Here is a 19,430-nt window from a genome sequence, read left to right as displayed (position 1 = left end):
CACCCGACGCACCTGGCGGCGGCCGGAAACCGGGCGACGCACCTCGTCGGCTGCGCCGCGCGAACCCCCTGAGGCCGGCTGCCGGGGCGACCGGTCCGGGTCCGCCCCACTCCTGTTCCCTGTCGCCGCGTCGCACAATCACCGGGATGTCCGGTTGTCCCGGACGGGTGACCCCGGAACGCGGAAACGGGGCGGCCGAGGCCGCCCCGTTTCCGCGTGCCGGTGTTACTTGAGCATCTCGTACGTCGAGGCGGGGGCCTCGACGACCTGGTCCGCCGGCGGCTTCTGCGGGGTGGTGGCCTTGCCGTAGTCGGCGTAGGCGACCTTGATGTCGTGGGCCTTGGTGTCACCGGCCGCCGGGACGGAGATGACCAGCTCGGTGAGCCGGCCCTCCGCGTCCAGCTTGGCGGTGAAGGGCAGCGACTTGGCCTGCGCGCCGAGCGCCTTGACCAGGTCGGAGTCCAGGGCGGCCGAGCCGTCGCCCACGGCGGACGCGTCGAGCTTGCCGGCGTAGCTGCCCTCGGCGGTCTTCTGCACCTCGGTGATGCCCTTGGCGAGCACCGCGGTGCCCGCCGGGTCCAGGTCCTTCATGTTGAGGGCGAGGTCACCGCCGTCCTTGACCTTGGACTGGTCGAGGTGCTGGTACTTGCCCTTCATCTTGTCCGCGCCCGGGATCATCGCCCCCAGCTCGCCGAGGTCCATCTTCACCCAGCTGTCGGGCTCGATGTAGATCATCTCCATGCCGAAGGTCGAGCCGGAGCCGTCGTCGACCTTCATCGTGAACTGGGCGCTGTTGCTCGGCTTGTGCACCGAGCCCTGGCCGTTGACGCCGCCACCGGCGATCGTGAAGTTGAAGTTGCCCTTCTCGATCTCCTTGGTGGAGGCGAGCAGCGCCTCCTTGGGGTCGGCGGGCACGGCCGACGCCGCCGAGCCCGCGGCGGTCGGCGCGGGATCGTCCGACTTGCAGGCAGTCAGGCCGGGAACGAGCAGGGTGGCGGCGAGCACGCCGACGCTCCACCGTCGAATGTTCACAGTCAGTTGTCTCTCTTCACGAAACGATGAGCACCTGGCGGACTTCCGCCGCCGGGCAGTGAGCCGGGGCAGCGTAGCCGATCCGACCGACACCCGGGGGGCAGCCGTGGGAGCGGGCTACCGGATCGCCGAGGCCAGGTGCCGCAGTTCGTTGTCCCGGGCGTCGCCGACCACGATCACGGTCCGGTTGGGTTCGAGCAGGACCAGGGCCTGTTCGTTGCCGCGGGCGGTGTACCGCTGCCAGGAACGCCCGCCCAGGTCCGTCTGGCCCTGCGGTTGCCCCTCGGCGGTCAGCTCGGCGGGCAGCAGCCGCTCCGGAGGCACGCTGCTCTGCACCAACTGGGCGGCCCGCCCCTCCGGGGTGAGATAGCCGAGGCGCAGACTCGACCCGCCTTCGACGGTCTGGAAGTTCGCGCTGACCGTGCGCCAGCCGTCGTCCAGCCCCGCCGGCTCGCTGACCGGGAAGGCGTTGGCGGCCCGCGCCGACTCGAGGGCGGGCGCCGGGTCGACGGTCGTCGGCTGGTCGCCGCCGAGGAACCCCCGGTAGAAGGCGAGCAGCAGGGCGATCGGGATCAGCAGCACGAGCAGCGAGATCGCCATGTCCTTCGGCGAGCGCTCCGACTTGTGGGTGTCGACCGCGGGCGGCGGCGCGGGCCGCTCGCCCGTCTCCGCCCCGCCGTCGGGCGGGGCCGCCCCGGGGGCGCCGGCGGGTTCGACCAGCGCCGGCTCCCCTTCCGGTACGGCGGCGGCCCGGGTCGGGGCGACCGGCGGCTGGCCGTCCGGCGGCGTCGAGTCGGCGGGTACGCGATCGGCAGGCTGTGCGGCTTCCACCCCACCATCTTCGCAGCCTCCCGACCGGCCGTATCCGGGCCATCACCGCCCCGACCCCGCGCCGGGTGCGCGATCGTGTGAGGATCAGCGACAAACCCGGCAGCGGCGACGCCGCACCCTGCCGCCCCGCAACGTCGCGAGGAGGAGCCGTCATGACGAACACCAGGACGCGGATCCCACAGGATCTCGACCGCAACCTCGCCCTCGACCTGGTCCGGGTCACCGAAGCCGCGGCGATGGCCGCCGGTCGCTGGGTCGGTCGGGGCGACAAGGAGGGCGGCGACGGAGCCGCCGTCGACGCGATGCGCAAGCTGATCAACTCGATCCCCATGCGGGGCGTCGTGGTGATCGGCGAGGGTGAGAAGGACAACGCCCCGATGCTCTTCAACGGCGAGCACGTCGGCGACGGCACCGGCCCGGAGGTGGACGTCGCCGTCGACCCGGTCGACGGCACCACGCTGATGAGCAAGGGCATGCCGAACGCGGTGGCGGTGCTCGCCGTCTCCGAGCGGGGCGCGATGTTCGACCCGAGCGCGGTCTTCTACATGGAGAAGCTCGCCGTCGGCCCGGCGTACGCCGACGTGGTGGACATCAACGCCGGGGTGGCCGAGAACCTGCGCCGGATCGCCAAGGTCAAGGGCACCGACGTCTCCGAGGTCACGGTCTGCGTGCTGGACCGCAGCCGCCACGACGACCTGGTCACGCAGATCCGCCGGGTCGGGGCGGGCATCCGGTTCATCTCCGACGGCGACATCGCCGGCTCCATCGCGGCGGCCCGGGGCGAGTCCGACGTCGACGTGCTGATGGGCATCGGCGGCACCCCGGAGGGGATCATCTCCGCCTGCGCGCTGAAGTGCATGGGCGGGGCGATGCAGGCCAAGCTCTGGCCGCGCGACGCCGAGGAGCGGGAGAAGGCGCTCGCCGCCGGGCACGACCTGGACCGGGTGCTCACGACCGACGACCTCGTCACCGGGGACAACTGCTTCTTCGTGGCCACCGGCGTCACCTCCGGCGACCTGCTGCGGGGCGTCCGCTACCGGGCCGGTGGCGCGTACACGCAGTCGATCGTCATGCGCTCGAAGAGCGGCACGATCCGGGTGATCGACTCGTACCACCGGTTGGAGAAGCTCGCGCTCTACTCGGCCGTCGACTTCGACGGCCGCCCGCTGGCCGAACAGGAGTGAGCGTCGCCGGGACGCTGGCCACGCCAGCCACGTCGGCGGCCCGCCGGATCACCGGCGTGGGCCTCGCGACCGCCTCCGGGCTGGCCGTGGCCGTGCAGTCCCGGATCAACGGCGAGTTGGGCGTACGCCTGGCGGACGGGATCGCCGCCGCGGTCGTCTCGTTCGGGGTGGGTCTGCTGGTGCTGCTGGTGCTGGTCCCCGCCACCCCCGGTGGGCGGCGGGGGCTGGTCGCCCTGCGCGGCGCGCTCACCGACGGCACGCTGCGGCCGTGGCACTGCCTCGGCGGGGCGTGCGGCGCGCTCCTGGTGGCCGCCCAGGGGCTGACCATCGGCACCCTCGGCGTGGCGGTCTTCACCGTCGCGGTGGTCGCCGGCCAGTCCGGCAGCAGCCTGGCGGTCGACCGGGCCGGGATCGGTCCGGGCGGTCGCCAGCCGGTCACCGGCCAGCGGCTGGCCGGCGCGGCGCTGACCGTGGTCGCGGTGCTGCTGGCCGTCGGCGACCGGCTCGGCGACCCGGGCACCCTCGTGCTGGCCCTGCTGCCGCTGCTGGCCGGGGTGGCCATCGCCTGGCAGCAGGCGGTCAACGGCCGGGTACGGATGGCCGCCGGCAGCGCGCTGACCGCCACGCTCGTCAACTTCTCCGTCGGCACGGTGGCCCTGCTGGTCGCCTTCGCCGTCGACGTCGCGCTCCGGGGCTGGCCGGCGGGCGGCGCGCCGGCCGAGCCGTGGTTCTACCTGGGCGGGCCGATCGGGATCGTGTTCATCGCGATCGCCGCGGGGATCGTCCGGTTCACCGGCGTGCTGCTGCTCGGCCTGTCCACCATCGCCGGGCAGATCGTCGGCGCCGTGCTGCTGGACCTGCTGCTGCCCACGGCGGCCTCCCGCCCGGGCCCCGTCACCCTGCTCGGCGCGGCACTGACCCTGGTCGCGGTCGGAGTCGCCGCCCTGGCCCCGCCGCCCCGCCCCGGCCGCTGACGCCGCCACCGGCGGGCGTGCCGGACCCGGAGCCCGGGCCGGTGCCGGGGCCGCCGGCGCCGGGCGGCGTGCCGGACCGGAGCCCGACCGGCGCCGACCACGCCCCGTGCCGACCACGCCCCGTGCCCGCGCCGTCGCGGCCGGGGCCGCGTCCGGCAGCGGTGCGTCAGGTGCCGTCGGACGAGTGCCCGGGGAACAGGTGCGCGCTCGGGTCGATGGCCACCGCCGCGTTGTTGACCGCCGTGGCGGCCTCGCCGAAGCCGGTCGCGATCAGCCGCACCTTGCCCGGGTACTCCGTGATGTCGCCCGCCGCGAAGACCCGGGGCAGGTTGGTCGCCATCGCGCTGTCGACGACGATGTGCCGGCGGTCCAGCCGCAGCCCCCACTCGGCCAGCGGGCCGAGGTCGGCGGTGAAGCCGAGGGCGGCCACCACCGTGTCCACGGGCAGCAGCTCGGCCGCGCCGCCGCGTACGGTGATCTCGGCGCCGGTGACCGTGCCGTCGCCGTGCAGCCTGGTCACCTCGGCGTTGACGATCACGCGCACCGGCAGCCCCAGCACCCGGGCGACGGTGGCCGCGTGCGCCCGGAACTTCTCCCGCCGGTGCACCACCGTCACCGAGCGGGCCAGCGGCTCAAGCGTCGACGCCCAGTCGAAGGCGGAGTCGCCGCCACCGACGATCAGCACGTCCCGGTCGGCCAGCTCCGCCGGCTGCGGTACGAAGTAGACGATCCCGGCGCCGGCGAAGTGCTCCGCCACCGGCAGCGGGCGGGGCGTGAAGCTGCCCAGCCCACCGGTGACGATCACCGCCCCGCACCGCAGCTGCCCGCCCCCGGCGAGGCCGAGCACCGGCCGCCCGTCGGCGTACGAGAGCTTCTCGGCGCGGGTGCCGAGCAGGTAGCACGGGTCGAAGGGAGCCGCCTGGGCGACGAGGTTGGCCACCAGGTCCCGCCCCTTGACCGCCGGGAAGCCGGCGACGTCGTGGATCAGTTTCTCCGGGTACATGGCGGTGATCTGGCCGCCGGGCTCGGGCAGCGCGTCGACGACCGCGACGGAGAGCCCTCGGAATCCGGCGTAGTAGGCCGCGAACAGCCCGGCGGGGCCGGCCCCGATCACCGCGACATCGACCTCGCGCATGTGCGTACCGTCGCTTTCCGCTCACGGATCAACGCGTGCTGATCCCGACGGTAGGGCCGGCGGCGCGCCCGGGGCAAGCATGTCCCACCGGGCCGCGCGGCACCGGCGCGTCGACGCTCAGGGCATGGTGAGCGTGGACTCCGAGCGGTGGGGGCCGCCCAGGTCTCCCCGGCGGCGCCGGAAGATGATCGCGGCGACCACCCCGCCGAGCAGCCCGAACAGGTGACCCTGCCAGGAGATCCGCTCGTCGGTGGGGAGGATGCCGACCAGCTGCCAGCCGTAGAGCAGGCCGACGAGCAGGAAGACCGCGAAGTTCCACCAGCTCCGTTCGACGATGCCCCGGGTCAGCAGGATGCCCAGGTAGCCGAAGATGACCCCGCTCGCGCCGACCACCACGGAGGTCGACGAGCCGGTGAACCACACCCCCAGCCCGCTGACCAGGATGATGACGAGCGTCGACCAGAGGAAGCGGCGGGCGCCGGCGGCGAGCACGAAGGTGCCGAGCAGGATCAGCGGGATGCTGTTGCTGTAGAGGTGGTCGAAGCCGTGGTGCAGGAAGGGCGAGAAGAAGACCCCGTCGAGCCCGTCGATGCGCTTCGGGATGATTCCGGCCGTGGCGTCGAGACCGACCGCGAGTCCCTGGTCGAGGGCCTCGACGAGGAAGAGGAACGGCACCACCGCGCACATGGCGACGAAGGCCCGGCCGAGCGCGGCGTAGAACGCCTCGGTGCCGAACCGGTGCGGGTCGCCGCTTCCCGGGTGCAGGGTCACCCGTCAAGAGCTATCAGGTGTCGGGCGCAGCCGCCACTTCTGCGGCGATCCGTACCCGGAACGACGAGGGCGGGGTGTGTGGACGCCCACACACCCCGCCGTCGACTGTCGATCAGTACCAGCCCACGTCCTGCGAGTGGGCCCAGGCCTTGCAGGGCGAACCGTAGCGGCCCTCGATGTAGCCGAGGCCCCACTTGATCTGGGTCGCCGGGTTGGTCTGCCAGTCGTCGGCGACCGAGCCCATCTTGCTGCCCGGCAGCGACTGCGGGATGCCGTACGCCCCGGAGGAGGGGTTGCGGGCCTTGTGGTTCCAGCCGCTCTCCTTGTCCCAGAGCTTGTTCAGGCACGGGAACTGGTCCATCCCGAAGCCCGCCTTCACCATGAGCGCGCAGCCGACCTCGCGGTTGCCGCTGAACTCGGCGCAGGAGGCCGGGATGGGCCCGGTGTACGGCTTGCTCTCGGCGGCCTTCTCGGCCGCGGCCTTGGCGGCGGCCTCGCGGGCCTTCTTCCGCGACGCGGCGGCGGCCTCGGCCTCGCGGGCGCGCTTGGCGGCCTCCTTGGCCGCCGCGGCGGCGCGCAGCTTCGCCTGGTACTCGGCGGTCCGCTGCTTCGCGGACTGCACCTGCTGGGCGGCCTGCCGCTCGCGCTGGTAATCGAACTCGGCCTGCTCGACAGCGGCACCGACCTGCGCGGTCAGGCCCTGCTGCTGGGTCTGTCGGTCTTCACCCAGGTAGACACCGCCGGCAACGCCCACGGAGAGCAGTGCGACAGCGGCCGTACGGGCGCCGAACCGGCTCCACAGCCGACTCACGAAGTGGTCCCTTCGTCGGGTGCAAGGACACGGCGCGGGGCGGCGACCCGGGTGGGTCGCGTCCGCGCGTCGCGAGCGCCCCGACCCGGTGCCGGTCGCAGCCGACGTACCCCGGTGAATGCTGGCGTGTCCTGTGACGAACGATCACCAACGATCTTCTCGGTACGTGGGCGCTCGTGGGACACCATCGCGCACGGTGAGGCTGATGGGAAACGAAGAGCGCCAATTGTGATCTGCACCACAAAGAGAATGCTGACAAACCCCTACATAGCGACCGTCATTGCGGGATGTCCTCCAGAAGATCCGTCACCATCGCGGCGATCGGCGAGCGCTCCGAACGGCTGAGGGTGACGTGGGCGAAGAGCGGATGGCCCTTGAGCGCCTCGATCACGGCGGTCACCCCGTCGTGCCGGCCGACGCGGAGATTGTCCCGCTGGGCGACGTCGTGGGTGAGCACCACCCGGGAGCCCTGGCCGATGCGGGAGAGCACCGTGAGCAGCACCCCGCGCTCCAGCGACTGCGCCTCGTCCACGATCACGAACGCGTCGTGCAGGCTGCGGCCCCGGATGTGCGTCAGCGGCAGCACCTCCAGCAGGCCCCGCGAGGTGACCTCCTCCAGCACGTTCTCGTGCACCACCGCGCCGAGGGTGTCGAAGACCGCCTGCGCCCAGGGCGACATCTTCTCCGACTCCGAGCCGGGCAGGTAGCCCAGTTCCTGGCCGCCGACGGCGTAGAGCGGGCGGAAGACCACCACCTTCTTGTGCCGGCGGCGCTCCATCACCGCCTCCAGCCCGGCGCAGAGGGCCAGCGCCGACTTGCCGGTGCCGGCCCGCCCGCCCAGCGAGACGATGCCCACCGACTCGTCCAGCAGCAGGTCGAGCGCGATCCGCTGCTCGGCCGAGCGGCCGTGCAGCCCGAACGCCTCCCGGTCGCCACGGACCAGCCGTACGGTCTTGTCGGGCAGCACCCGGCCGAGCGCGGAGCCCCGGCCCGAGTGCAGCACCAGGCCGGTGTGGCAGGGCAGCCCGGCGGCGGCGTCCAGGTCCAGCGCCTCGCCGGCGTAGAGCCGGCCGATCTGCTCCTCGGCGAGTTCCAGCTCGGCCATCCCGGTCCAGGTGGGATCGCTGGCCTGGCCGTGCCGGTACTCGTCCGCCCGCAGGCCCACCGAGGCGGCCTTGACCCGCAGCGGCATGTCCTTGCTGACCAGGGTGACCTCCCGCCCCTCGGCGGCGAGGTTCAGCGCGACGGACAGGATCCGGGTGTCGTTGGAGTCGGTGCGGAACCCCGGCGGCAGCACGCCGTCGTCGGAGTGGTTGAGCTCCACCCGCAGCGTGCCGCCGGAGTCGTTGGCCGGCACCGGGCGGTCCAGCCGCCCGTGCCGGACCCGCAGCTCGTCCAGCATGCGCAGGGACTGCCGGGCGAACCAACCCAGCTCCGGATGGTGCCGCTTGCCCTCCAACTCGGAGATGACCACGAGGGGCAGGACCACCTCGTGCTCGGCGAACCGGTGGAAGGCCGCCGGGTCGGACAGGAGCACCGAGGTGTCCAGGACGAACGCCTGGCCCGCTGGTCGGGGCTCCTCGGTGTCCACCGGGGCGGCGGACGCGCCACGGCGGCTCCGGGTGGCGCGGCGGGTCGTGGCAGTCGCGGCCGGGGTCTGGTCGGTCCCGGCGGGCGTACGGCGAGTCGTCACAGGCCTGCTCCGACGGATGGGCACCCGCCACCCGCGTTCCGCCTCCTCCGGTGCCCGGGGACACGGGGTCGGATGCGGAACCCCGTGCGCGAGGTCGCAGATCCGGGCGGACCGGCTGGCCCGGGAGAACCCCGTGCCATGCCTAGACGCTAGCCGCGTCGGACCCCGTCGGCTAGTGGTCGGCGGTGGATCTCCGGGGACCGCCGGGTGAACTCGGTCGGCGGCGGATCCGGCCGGGATGCATGCCCCCTGCGCGCATCCCGGCCGGCGGGAACCACCGTCACCGGTCTGACGTGGTCCCGACGGTGCGTGTCCGCCGCGGACGACGCACCGCGTCCTGGTTCCGGTCGACGGGGCCTCGGGCTCCCCGTCGACCGGGGTTCAACCGGTCCGCCGGACCAGGGTGCCGGTCGGGTGCCGCCCGGCGACCGGGGCGACCGGCGTCGAGAACGACGAACCGGTGTACGTGGTCCCGGGCCGCACCACCGTGCCGGTGACCCGGGTGGCGGCGGGCGACGGGCCGGCCAGGGCGGACGCGATGGCGGCCTGGGCGTCGCGGCGACGTCGGTTCCAGGCCCCCCGGTCGCCGTCGAAGTAGCCCTGCCGGTAGCCGAACCGGTAGCCGATGCGGTAGCTGAGCTGACCGTGCAGCCGCCCGGCCGCGTAGCTCGTGGCGCCGAGGACGAGGACGAGGAAGACGGCGAGGAAGGGGCTCATCCGGCGGCTCCGGTGCGCCGCGTGTCCCGCCTCATCGCTCCTCCGGCTCGGTCGGCGTGGGCTCGGCGACCAGGAGCCGGTCCAGGTCGTCGGTGCTGACCTCCTCGACCAGCTCGACGCTGATCCGGCAGCCGTCCAGGACGACCTCGGCCACCGAGGAGCGGCGGATCTCCCCGCCGGCGTCGTAGACGCGGACGCTGACCTCGGGGCAGCCCAGGTGGGTACGCCAGGCGTCCCACTCGGTGCGGTCGCCGACGCTGAGTGACAGGTAACGGCAGCCCCGGGCGAGGTAGAGCCGCCATGGCGCGCTCAGGCCCGTGGCCACCCCCTCCGCGATCAGGCCGAAGGCCTGGGCACGGGTGGCTAGCTCGGTCACCACACCCCCCTCGCGCCGGGGGCGTGACGCATGTGAGCACTGATCGTCTCATGCACGTGACACACCGTAGATTGTCTCATGGGCGTGACAGTATCAGCTTTTCGTCCGGTTACGGCGGCCTCTACGGGCATCTATTCTACCCAGGTGACACCCCTCAGAAGCGGTGCCGGATCGTTTACCGGCATCCCGAAGAACACGTCACGTCCGCGTGACACCAGCGTGCCAGGACACGCACCGGTGGCCGGATGGTCGTACCGTCACCGGGTGACCGAGACGGCCAACGCACGGAAGATCGCCTTCGCCACCTTCGTCCGGAGGGCGCTCGACGAGGCCCGGGCCACCCGGGCGTGGAGCGGCACAGAGGTGTCCCGTCGCACCGGCGTCTCCCGGCAGACCATCAACCGCTGGGTCCGGGGCGACTGGGCGAGCGACCCCGAGGCCGAACGCGTGGTGGCGTTCTGCGAGGGCCTCGGCCTCAGCCCGGCGACCGCCTTCGCCGCGCTGGGCTGGGAACGCGCGAGCGCCCCGCGCAGCGCCCCGGCCACGCCGCCGATGGACCCGGACGTGGAGGCGCTGCTGCGGCGGCTGGTGGACCCCGACGTCTCCGACGCGGAGAAGTTCCACATCCGGGAAACCATCAGATATCTCGCGTACCGCCCCACCCTCCCGGTCCATGTCCGAAAACGAGGTAAACAGGCCGGCTAGTTCCTCAGATGGCGAAAGAACGGCAGGTCAGACTCATTCGTTTCGCTCCGGGGCCGGAACGGGCGCGCTAGCGTCCGTACTCGTACTGCTTGGGCTCGTCGTCGGCGGGGGGACGGGACAAGGCCGAACCCAGCCCTGCGGGACAGAAGGAGGGGTCTGTCCATGACCCTGAAGTGGATGGCAGTCGTGATCGCCACCGTGTCGCTGACACTGGGCGTGACCGGAAACGTGGTGACCCTGGCGGTCAACGGCGGGCAGCTTCCCCTGCTCGTCAACCTCGTCGCGCTCACCTCCGCCGGCACCGCGGTGATCCTGGCCGTGGTCGCCGAGCTGCACGACCGGCTCGACAACCGGGTCAGCGCGCTGACCGAATTCCTGGTCAACAAGCTGCAGGAGATCGAGGACCGCACCGGCGACCGCAACAGCGGCTTCGTCGAGGGTTACCTGCTCAACCACGGCCAGGAGGCCGCCGTCGTGCCGTTCGGCCGGCGGGGACGGGGAGCCGCCGAACGCTGACCGCCGGGCCCGTCGCACCCCGACCGCGCGCCCCCGGGGCGCCGGCCGGAGGCCACCTCTCGGCCGGGGAATGAGCCGCCCCGCCCGGGGTACGCTGTCGCGCGTGCCGCCGTTGAATCTGGGCAACCAGCAGCCGAGGAACCCGTTGGACGCCGACCAGGCCTGGCGGACGACCGCCGGGAGGGCGGCCGGGACCGTGCTCTTCTTCGACTTCGACGGCACCCTGGCGCCTGTCGACGACGATCCCACCGCCGTGCGTCCCGCCCCGAAGGTGCTGGCGGCGATCGAGGCGCTCGCCCCGGTCGTACGGCGGATCGCGATCGTCTCCGCGCGCCCGGTCGACTTCCTCCGCGACCACCTCGGTGGGCTCACCGGCGTCGACCTGTACGGCCTCTACGGCCTGGAGCACAGCCACTCCGGCGGCGAGACCGTGACGGAGCCGGCGGCCCTGCCCTGGGTGCCCACCATGGCCGAGCTGGCCGACCTGGCCCGGGCCGAGCTGCCCGAAGGCGCGCTGGTCGAGTACAAGCGGCTCTCCGTGGCGCTGCACTGGCGCACCGCGCCGCAGCTCGGCGCGGCCGTGGAACGCTGGGGCCAGGCCCAGGCCGAGCGGCTCGGGCTCAAGGTCCAGGCCGGGCGGATGGTGCTGGAGCTCAAGCCCCCGGTCGACCGCGACAAGGGCATGGTGATCGACGAGATCGTCCGGGACGCCGAGGGCGCCTGGTACTTCGGCGACGACGTCTCCGACATCAAGGCGTTCGCCGCGCTGCGGGCCCGGGCCGCCGCCGATCCGAGCTTCTTCGGCGTCTGCGTCGCCGTCGCCAACCCGGAGACGGGCCACGAGGTCGCGGAGGCCGCCGACCTGACCCTGGACTCCCCCGCCGCCCTCGGCGCCTTCCTCACCGACGCCGCCCGACACCTCACCTGACGTCCTCTCGCCCGGCTGGGCCGGGGCGCGCTCGCGGCCGGCCGGGCCGGCGAGGTGCTCCGGGTCGGTCAGGCGCCGTAGCGGCGCTGGCGGTTGGCGTACGAGCGCAGGGCGCGCAGGAAGTCGATGTGTCGGAAGTCCGGCCAGTTGAGCTCGCAGAAGTAGAACTCCGAGTGCGCCGACTGCCACAGCATGAAGCCGGAGAGGCGCTGCTCGCCGCTGGTGCGGATGACCAGGTCGGGGTCGGGCTGGCCCCGGGTGTAGAGGTGCTCGGCGATGTGCTCGACGTCCAGCACCTCGGCCAGTTCCTCGAGGGTGCCGCCGTTGGCGGCGTACTCCAGCAGCAGCGACCGCACCGCGTCGGTGATCTCCCGCCGGCCGCCGTAGCCGACCGCGATGTTGACCTCGGTCCCGCCGCTGCGGTCCCGGGTGCGTTCCTCGGCGGCCTTCAGCGCGGCGGCCGTCGAGGCCGGGAGCAGGTCGAGCGCGCCGACCATCCGCAGCCGCCAGGGGTTGCCCTCCTCGGCCAGCTCGACCACCAGGTCCTCGATGATCTGGAGCAGCGGGTCGAGCTCCTTGGCCGGTCGGCGCAGGTTGTCGGTGGCCAGGAGGTAGAGCGTCACGTGCTCGATGCCGGCCTGGTTGCACCAGCCCAGCATGTGCTTGATCTTGACGGCGCCCATCCGGTGGCCGTCGTTCGGGTCGACGTAGCCCATCTCCCGGGCCCACCTGCGGTTGCCGTCGCACATCACGCCGACGTGCCGGGGCACCGGCTTGCCCGCGAGCTTCGCCGTGAGGCGACGCTCGTACACGGAATAGATCAGGTCCCGCAGAGTCATCACCTTGCAGCGTAGCGACCTGCGCGCCGAATCACCGCCTCGGAGTCCGCTCCCACGCCGACAGACCGATGCCGATCATGCCCAACGTGCGGGCGTCGAGCCGCCCGTCGCCCAGCCCCAGCTCCACCACCGTCCGGTAGACGCGGTCGTCCCGACCCGCCGCGCGGACCGCGGCGTCGACCACCCGCCTGCGCCGGGCCAGCCACGCCGCGAGCGAGCTGTGCCGCAGGTGGGTGCCGAGGCGGCGGCGCAGCGTCGCCGCGTACCGCCGGGCGGCCTGCTCGGGCGAGCCGGCCGCCGCCGCGCCGGCGAGCGCGCCGGAGAGCAGCGCGTAGAAGATGCCCTCGCCGGTGAACGGGTTGATCAGGGAGAGCGCGTCGCCGGCGAGCAGCAGCCGGCCGCGCCCGGGGGCGGGACGGTGCGTCGACAGCGGCAGGTGGTGGGCCCGCAGGTCGGTGACCGTGGCCGGGTCCGTGCCGGGCAGCAGCGCGCCGAGCCGGTCGACCAGGTGCGCCCGGGTCAGCGGCTCGCCCCGCAACACCTCCCCGTACCCGACGTTCGCCCGGCCGTCCCCGATCGGGAACGACCAGGCGTACGCCGGCCAGCGCGGCGCCGAGGTGACGATGAGCTGTTCGGGCGGGCCGGGCAGCGCCGGGGCGTACCCCCGGATGGCGAGCGCCAGGTGCCGGTCGGGGTTCGGCCGGTGCCCGAGCGCCCGCCGGAGGACGGACCCGGCGCCGTCCGCGCCGACCACCGCCCGCCCCGCCAGCACGCCGTCGAGCACCACCCGGTCGGCCCGGACCTCGACGTGCCGCACCGCGTGCCGGCGCAGCCGCGCGCCGGCCGCGACCGCCGCCGCCACCAGCCGCGCGTCGAAGACCCTGCGGGGCACGGTGTACGCCGGCCGGGGCAGCGCCCGGGCCACGGCGCCGCCGCCCGGCCCGACCAGCCGCAACGCCGGCAGTGGCGCGTACCCGGTCACGGCGTCGGGCACCCCCAGCTCGTCCAGCACGTCCAGCGCGTGCGCGGCGATGCCGTCCCCGCACGCCTTGTCGCGGGGAAAGTCGGACCGGTCCAGCAGCAGTACGCTCGCCCCCGCCCGCCGGGCCGCCAGCGCGGCGGCCGACCCCGCCGGACCGGCCCCCACCACCACCACGTCGAACTCGTCGCCCACGGACTCGTCGCCCACGCGTCGCCTCCCACTGCCGGTCCGGCTCCTGCGGCCATCCTGCCGCCGCGGACGCGCACCGCGCCGAAACCCGCCCGGCACGTCAATGGGGACCACGAACTCACCGGCCGTCCTCCCGGGACCCTCCCGGCGTCCTCCCGAGGCCCTCCCGGCGTCCTCCCGAGGCCCTCCCGGCGTCCTCCCAAGGCCCTCGCGGCGGCCTGCCGGGGCCCTCCCGAGGCCCTCGCAGGACCCTCCCTGCGGCCCACGAACCGGAAGCCGAGGTCCGGCCGGGTCCCCGAACCATCCCCGGCAGCGACGGCGCCCTCCCCACGCATCGCGGGATGACGGCACGCAGGATCTTGGTAGCTACGTGCCCCTGGAGGGGCCTGTTCCTACCAAGATCCACGAAGATCGAGGCGGGGCGGGCCCGCGGGCGGTCTCCTGGGCGGGGCGGGCGGGGCGGGGCGGGGCGGGGCGGGCGGGGCGGGCCGCGGGCGGTCCTATGGGCGGGGCAGGTCGACAGCGCCAAGGCACCGTCTCCGGGCGGATGGGGAACGGGCCCTGTGGCCCTGCTCGGGCTGGCGCGCTACGTCGGGCGGGTGGTGCGTTCGGCGCGGGTGGCGCGCCAGAGGCCGTAGATCGTCAGCGCGGCGGCGGCCACCAGCGGGCCGCCGTCGCGGACCAGCCCGTCCGGGCCGAGCAGCCACCAGCACAGCGGCAGGTCGACGGCGAGCACGATCGCGGTGACGGCCACCAGCAGCGTGCGCGCCCAGCCCTTGCCGCGCATCAGGAAGGCGGTGCAGAAGAGCACCGCGTAGCTGGTCACGATCCCGGCGGCGAACCAGAACAGCACGGCGGGCACGGCGGCGAGCCGGTCGTCCAGCACCGCGCCGCCGGCGACCAGCGCCGGGACCAGCATGAGCGGGCTGTAGGTGAACGCCGCGACCCGGCTGGTGAGCAGCCAACCGCTGACCTCCGGCCGGCGGGGCGGGGTCTCCCGCCAGGAGATGCCCTCCCGGTCGATGACCAGGCGCGGCCGGTGGCGGACCAGGTGCCCCGACACCGCGGACGAGCGGTAGAGCAGCCAGACCACGGCGGCGCAGAGCACGGTGAGCAGGGCGAACCCGAGCAGCCCCGGCAGCGGCGGCACCCCCTGCCGGGGCACGATCAGCCGGCCGACCGCGAAGACCGTGGTCACCGCCAGGATCAGCCCGAACGGCCGGGCCACCGTCCGGCCCCGACGGACGTGCCCGATCAGCAGCAGGAAGCCGAGCGAACGGAGCATCGCCCAGCCCGTCCGTACCGCCAGCCCGAAGCCCTGCTCCGGGGCGTACCACCAGTTGAGCAGCTCGACCACGACGGTGGCCGCCGCGGTCAGCGCGAGCAGTGCGGTCAGCGCCCGGACGGCGGACGGCCGCCGGACCTCGGTCGCGGCGGCCGTCCTCATGGGATCCGATGATGCCCCGTCGGGGCTTCGGTCACACCTGTCCTCAGCGCTGCGGCGCCGCGTCGAGCCGGGCACGCAGCGCGTCCAGCTCGGCCCAGAGCACGCCCGGCAGCTTGTCGCCGAACTTCTCGAACCACTCGGTGACCATCGGGAGCTCCTTGCGCCACTCCTCCGGGTCGACCTTCAGTGCGATCCGGACGTCCTCCGGGGTCATGTCGAGGCCCTCGACGTCGAGCGCGTCCTGGGCCGGGACCATGCCGATCGGCGTCTCCACCGCCTCGGCGCGCCCCTCGATCCGCTCGATGATCCACTTGAGCACGCGGGAGTTCTCGCCGAAGCCGGGCCAGAGGAAGTTGCCCTCCGGGTCCTTGCGGAACCAGTTGACGTAGTAGATCTTCGGCAGCTTGGACTCGTCGCCGTCGGTGCCCTTGCCCATCTCGATCCAGTGCCGGAAGTAGTCGCCGGCGTGGTAGCCGATGAACGGGAGCATCGCCATCGGGTCGCGCCGGACGACGCCGACCGCGCCGGAGGCGGCGGCGGTGGTCTCCGAGGAGAGCGTGGCGCCCATGTAGACCCCGTGCACCCAGTCGCGGGCCTCGGTCACCAGCGGGATGGTGTCCCGGCGGCGACCGCCGAAGAGGATCGCGTCGATCGGCACGCCGTTCGGGTCGAAGTAGTCCTCGGCGAGGATCGGGCACTGGGTGATCGGGGTGCAGAACCGGCTGTTCGCGTGCGAGGAGAGGCTGTCGCTCTCCGGCGTCCAGTCGTTGCCCTTCCAGTCGACCAGGTGCGCCGGCGGCTCGCCCATGCCCTCCCACCAGATGTCCCCGTCGTCGGTCAGGGCGACGTTGGTGAAGACGGAGTTGCCGCGGTCCAGCGTCCGCATCGCGTTGGCGTTGGTCTTCCAGTCGGTACCGGGCGCGACGCCGAAGAGGCCGTACTCGGGGTTGACGGCGTAGAGGCGGCCGTCGGGGCCGAAGCGCATCCAGGCGATGTCGTCGCCGATGGTCTCGACCTTCCAGCCCGGGACGGTCGGCTCCAGCATGGCCAGGTTGGTCTTGCCGCAGGCCGACGGGAAGGCCCCGGCGACGTGGTAGACCTTGCCCTCCGGCGAGGTGATCTTGAGGATGAGCATGTGCTCGGCGAGCCAGCCCTCGTCGCGGCCCATCACGCTGGCGATCCGCAGCGAGTAGCACTTCTTGCCGAGCAGCGAGTTGCCGCCGTAGCCGGAGCCGAAGGACCAGATCTCCCGGGTCTCCGGGAAGTGCGAGATGTACTTGGTCTCGTTGCACGGCCACGCCACGTCCTGCTGGCCGGGGGCGAGCGGGGCGCCGATGGAGTGCAGCGCGTGGACGAAGTCCGCGTCGTCGCCCATGGCCTCCAGGACCTTGGCACCCATCCGGGTCATGATGCGCATCGACGCGACCACGTACGGGCTGTCGGTGATCTCGACGCCGAACATGGGGCTCTCGGCCTCGACCGGGCCCATGCAGAACGGAAGGACGTACATGGTGCGCCCGCGCATGCAACCGCGGTAGAGCTCCGTCATCGTCCGCTTCATCTCGGCCGGCGCCATCCAGTTGTTGGTGGGGCCGGCGTCCGCCTCGTCGACGGAGCAGATGTAGGTGCGCTCCTCGACCCGGGCGACGTCCGTCGGGTCGGTGCGCGCGTAGAACGAGTTGGGCTTCTTCTCGGGGTTGAGCCGGATCAAGGTGCCGGCCTCGACCAGCTCGTCGGTGAGGCGCCGCCACTCCTCGTCGGACCCGTCCACCCAGACGACGCGGTCGGGGGTGGTCAGTTCAGCGACCTCACGGACCCAGGCGAGCAGTTTCGGGTGGGACGTCGGGGCCTGATCGATACCCCGAACGGTAGCCGGAGCAACCATGACACATCTCCTTGTGGTCGACGCTGACCGATCTATGGGATGCACGAGTCTTGACGGCGCTATGCGTCGTCTTCGTGGAAACCTGGGATTGGCCTCAGCGTAAACCGGGCGAGGTCACCAGTCAGTGGGACTGGTTGTGAAGAACTGCACAAGGTACGGGCACGCTGCGGCATCACGAGCTAATACCCGCTTTCACGCGCAGTTTCACGCAAATCCTGTGGGGAACCCGTCACCGGTGCGGCTGGCGGCACCCGGGCGGCGGAACCCGCGAACCGCCCCGCAGGCCGCCGGATCTCGTTACGCTCTGTCCACAGGCGCACACCCGGGTGAGCGGTCCGCCGTTGCTACCCGTGCGGGATGACCCCAGCCGGTAGGCTCGCGTCGTGGCCGCGACGACGACCGGGGAGCCCGGCTCTCCGCAGACCCGCCCGGGTCTGGTCCGCTCGCTGGTGGACCGCTTCGGCCACCTGGTCCGTGAGCTGAGCAAGTTCGCCACCGTGGGCGGGATCGCCTTCCTGATCGACTTCGCGCTCTTCAACTACCTGACGAGCGTGCGGGGCGTCGAGCAGGTCACCGCGAAGACCATCTCGACGGTGATCGCGGCGTCCGTCGCGTTCGTCGGCAACCGGTTCTGGACGTGGCGGCACCGCAAGCGCTCCAACCCGGCCCGCGAGTACGCGCTGTTCTTCTTCTTCAACGGCGTCGGCCTGGGGATCGCCGTGGCCTGCCTGGCGGTCAGCCGCTACGGCCTGGGCAGCATCTGGCCGGAGGTGTTCCAGACCCCGCTGGCCGACAACATCGCCAGCTTCATCGTCGGCACCGGGCTCGGGACGCTGTTCCGGTTCTGGTCCTACCGACGGTTCGTCTTCGTCGAAGCGGGAACCCCCTCCGTTCCGGAAGAGAAGCACGACCGAGACCACCGGGCGTGACCTACCGCCCACCTTCGTCCCGGCCGGAGCCTGCCGGCCCCGCCCACTGCCCTAAGGTGTTCCGCATGCGTCTTGTCCGTCTGCTGCCTGAGCGCTGGCAGAAGTTCATCCACGAGGCGCTCAAGTTCGGAATCGTCGGCGGCGTCAACACCGTAATCAATTACGCCGTGTTCAATGTGCTCGCACTGACCGTTTTCGTGGACGGTCAACTGAAGGCGACGGTCATCGCGACAGTGGTGGCGACCATCACGTCTTATCTGATGAATCGCCACTGGACGTACCGGGATCGCCCCAAATCGGCCATGCGGCGCGAGTACGTCCTCTTCTTCCTCTTCAACGGTGCGGGCCTGCTCATCGAACTGGGCGTCCTGGCCGCCGCCAAGTACGGGCTGGGCCTGACCAGCCTGCTGGCCCTGAACGTGGCCAAGACCGGTGGCGTGCTGCTCGCGACGCTGTTCCGGTTCTGGTCCTACCGCACGTTCGTCTTCCAACCGGCGCCGGCCCACGCGGCCGAGACGTGGCACAGCATCCCGCGCGACGAGTGGGACACCATGGCCGAGATGGACCCGGTGGCCGAGTTGGCGGAGTCGATCTCCGAGCTGGAGGAGTCCGAACAGCCGCCCGGCGCCGCGCGGCGTGCCCCACGCGGCGCGGCCGGCCCCGAACCCGCGTCGGCGGCGGGCCCGGCGGCCCCGGTCCAGGGGCGCCCCGTCCCGCTCGACGCCGGCCTCGGCGGCTCCCTCGACCGGGAGCTGGAGGCGGAACTGGCCGCCGAACTCCAGGCCACCACCCGCCGCCCGCGCCGCCGCTGACCCACCCGCAGTCCTGACCCACCCGCAGTCCCGGCCCGACCGGCCCCGGCCCGCTCCCGGGCCACGCCGGCCGGGCCGTGCCGGTTCAGGCGCTCGGGTCCCGCAGCGGCTTGCCCTCGTGCAGGTCCGCCAGGATGTCGCGCATCTCGTCGTCGCCGAGGGAGTGCTTGTCGTGGTGGGCCTCCACCAGCTCGTAGAGCTTGGTCTGGACCCGGCCGACGCCCGGCACGTCGTGCAGGACGGACTGGCCGCGCTCGCCGGCGGACTCGATGGTGAGCGTCCCGCAGCCCAGCAGACGCTCCACGAACCGCTGGTTCATCGCGTGGTCGTTGATCCGGGTCAGCGGGATGTCCCGCCGGTCGCGCGAGAGCACCCCCTGCTGGAGCAGCACCCGCTCGTTCGTGAAGAGGTAGTGGGTGCTCCGCCAGACCAGGAACGGCCACAGGGCCAGCCACAGCACCGCCAGCAGGGCCAGGCCGCCGATGACGGCGAGCGCGATCGAGCCGCCCCCGCCGGACGGCAGCAGGACCAGGCCGGCCACCACCGCCGCGACGGCGAGCACGAGCACCGCGACCGGCCGGATCAGCGCCTTCCAGTGCGGGTGCAGGTGCAGCACGACGTGCTCGTCCTCGGTGAGCACGTCATCGGGGAACGCCACGGGAACCTCCTCGCAG

20 protein-coding genes are annotated in these 19,430 nt (G+C 72.8%); 7 read left to right on the top strand and 13 right to left on the bottom strand.

The window, feature by feature from the left end; all coding sequences use genetic code 11:
* Positions 1–225: 225 nt before the first annotated feature.
* Positions 226–1,032, bottom strand: a complete 807-nt coding sequence (locus tag ACN27A_RS26380) for a hypothetical protein (RefSeq protein WP_421457265.1) — start codon at positions 1,030–1,032, stop codon at positions 226–228.
* Between the two features lie 117 nt (positions 1,033–1,149).
* On the bottom strand, positions 1,150–1,863 hold the full coding sequence (locus ACN27A_RS26375) for a DUF4245 domain-containing protein (protein WP_421457264.1): 714 nt from the start codon (positions 1,861–1,863) through the stop codon (positions 1,150–1,152).
* A gap of 152 nt (positions 1,864–2,015) precedes the next feature.
* On the opposite strand from ACN27A_RS26375, the gene glpX reads away from it, so the two are divergent.
* Positions 2,016–3,047, top strand: a complete 1,032-nt coding sequence (glpX, locus tag ACN27A_RS26370) for a class II fructose-bisphosphatase (RefSeq protein WP_132233372.1) — start codon at positions 2,016–2,018, stop codon at positions 3,045–3,047.
* Positions 3,044–4,021, top strand: coding sequence for a DMT family transporter (locus ACN27A_RS26365; RefSeq protein ID WP_421457263.1), 978 nt, complete (start codon positions 3,044–3,046; stop codon positions 4,019–4,021). Before glpX ends, ACN27A_RS26365 begins: the two co-directional genes overlap by 4 nt.
* A 166-nt stretch (positions 4,022–4,187) precedes the next feature.
* Here the strand turns inward: ACN27A_RS26365 and ACN27A_RS26360 are convergent, their stop codons facing one another.
* The 6 genes from ACN27A_RS26360 to ACN27A_RS26335 all read right to left on the bottom strand — a co-directional run bounded on the left by ACN27A_RS26360 (position 4,188) and on the right by ACN27A_RS26335 (position 9,524).
* Entirely contained in the window at positions 4,188–5,156 is a 969-nt protein-coding gene (locus ACN27A_RS26360; protein ID WP_421457262.1) for an NAD(P)/FAD-dependent oxidoreductase, read from the bottom strand.
* 117 nt (positions 5,157–5,273) lie between these two features.
* Positions 5,274–5,927: a rhomboid family intramembrane serine protease gene (locus ACN27A_RS26355; RefSeq protein WP_421457261.1), complete on the bottom strand. Its 654-nt coding sequence runs from the start codon at positions 5,925–5,927 to the stop codon at positions 5,274–5,276.
* Positions 5,928–6,039: 112 nt separating this feature from the next.
* Entirely contained in the window at positions 6,040–6,738 is a 699-nt protein-coding gene (locus ACN27A_RS26350; RefSeq protein WP_421457260.1) for a lytic transglycosylase domain-containing protein, read from the bottom strand.
* Between the two features lie 277 nt (positions 6,739–7,015).
* Complete coding sequence (locus ACN27A_RS26345; protein ID WP_132233364.1) at positions 7,016–8,431, bottom strand: PhoH family protein; 1,416 nt, start codon at positions 8,429–8,431, stop codon at positions 7,016–7,018.
* Between the two features lie 381 nt (positions 8,432–8,812).
* The gene (locus ACN27A_RS26340; RefSeq protein ID WP_357577890.1) at positions 8,813–9,148 is read right to left on the bottom strand and encodes a hypothetical protein; all 336 of its coding nucleotides are present in this window, start codon (positions 9,146–9,148) and stop codon (positions 8,813–8,815) included.
* A gap of 31 nt (positions 9,149–9,179) precedes the next feature.
* The gene (locus tag ACN27A_RS26335) at positions 9,180–9,524 is read right to left on the bottom strand and encodes a hypothetical protein (RefSeq protein ID WP_089003683.1); all 345 of its coding nucleotides are present in this window, start codon (positions 9,522–9,524) and stop codon (positions 9,180–9,182) included.
* Positions 9,525–9,788: 264 nt separating this feature from the next.
* On the opposite strand from ACN27A_RS26335, the gene ACN27A_RS26330 reads away from it, so the two are divergent.
* From ACN27A_RS26330 to otsB, 3 genes are all read left to right on the top strand, one after another.
* On the top strand, positions 9,789–10,229 hold the full coding sequence (locus tag ACN27A_RS26330; protein WP_421457259.1) for an XRE family transcriptional regulator: 441 nt from the start codon (positions 9,789–9,791) through the stop codon (positions 10,227–10,229).
* Positions 10,230–10,391: 162 nt separating this feature from the next.
* A complete protein-coding gene (locus ACN27A_RS26325; protein ID WP_421457258.1) occupies positions 10,392–10,745 on the top strand; it encodes a hypothetical protein in 354 nt (117 codons plus the stop codon).
* 103 nt (positions 10,746–10,848) lie between these two features.
* Positions 10,849–11,673: a trehalose-phosphatase gene (gene otsB / locus ACN27A_RS26320; protein WP_421457257.1), complete on the top strand. Its 825-nt coding sequence runs from the start codon at positions 10,849–10,851 to the stop codon at positions 11,671–11,673.
* 68 nt (positions 11,674–11,741) lie between these two features.
* Here otsB and ACN27A_RS26315 read toward each other — a convergent pair whose 3' ends face one another.
* From ACN27A_RS26315 to ACN27A_RS26300, 4 genes are all read right to left on the bottom strand, one after another.
* Positions 11,742–12,512, bottom strand: a complete 771-nt coding sequence (locus tag ACN27A_RS26315; protein WP_132233354.1) for an isoprenyl transferase — start codon at positions 12,510–12,512, stop codon at positions 11,742–11,744.
* A gap of 31 nt (positions 12,513–12,543) precedes the next feature.
* Positions 12,544–13,701 (bottom strand): geranylgeranyl reductase family protein, encoded by a 1,158-nt coding sequence (locus tag ACN27A_RS26310; protein WP_421457256.1) that lies wholly within the window; start codon positions 13,699–13,701, stop codon positions 12,544–12,546.
* 568 nt (positions 13,702–14,269) lie between these two features.
* Entirely contained in the window at positions 14,270–15,130 is an 861-nt protein-coding gene (locus tag ACN27A_RS26305; protein ID WP_421457255.1) for a hypothetical protein, read from the bottom strand.
* A 43-nt stretch (positions 15,131–15,173) separates the two neighbouring features.
* A complete protein-coding gene (locus ACN27A_RS26300; protein ID WP_421457254.1) occupies positions 15,174–17,015 on the bottom strand; it encodes a phosphoenolpyruvate carboxykinase (GTP) in 1,842 nt (613 codons plus the stop codon).
* 383 nt (positions 17,016–17,398) lie between these two features.
* On the opposite strand from ACN27A_RS26300, the gene ACN27A_RS26295 reads away from it, so the two are divergent.
* Both ACN27A_RS26295 and ACN27A_RS26290 read left to right on the top strand, forming a co-directional pair.
* A complete protein-coding gene (locus ACN27A_RS26295) occupies positions 17,399–17,944 on the top strand; it encodes a GtrA family protein (protein WP_132233346.1) in 546 nt (181 codons plus the stop codon).
* A 65-nt stretch (positions 17,945–18,009) separates the two neighbouring features.
* Entirely contained in the window at positions 18,010–18,756 is a 747-nt protein-coding gene (locus tag ACN27A_RS26290; RefSeq protein ID WP_421457253.1) for a GtrA family protein, read from the top strand.
* An 85-nt stretch (positions 18,757–18,841) separates the two neighbouring features.
* Here the strand turns inward: ACN27A_RS26290 and ACN27A_RS26285 are convergent, their stop codons facing one another.
* Positions 18,842–19,414, bottom strand: coding sequence for a PH domain-containing protein (locus ACN27A_RS26285; protein WP_421457252.1), 573 nt, complete (start codon positions 19,412–19,414; stop codon positions 18,842–18,844).
* Between the last annotated feature and the right edge of the window lie 16 nt (positions 19,415–19,430).

Origin of the sequence: Micromonospora sp. WMMD737 (assembly GCF_049179055.1) — a bacterium.
Lineage (GTDB): Bacteria > Actinomycetota > Actinomycetes > Mycobacteriales > Micromonosporaceae > Micromonospora > Micromonospora reichwaldensis.
This window is presented reverse-complemented; position numbering and strand designations above follow the sequence as displayed.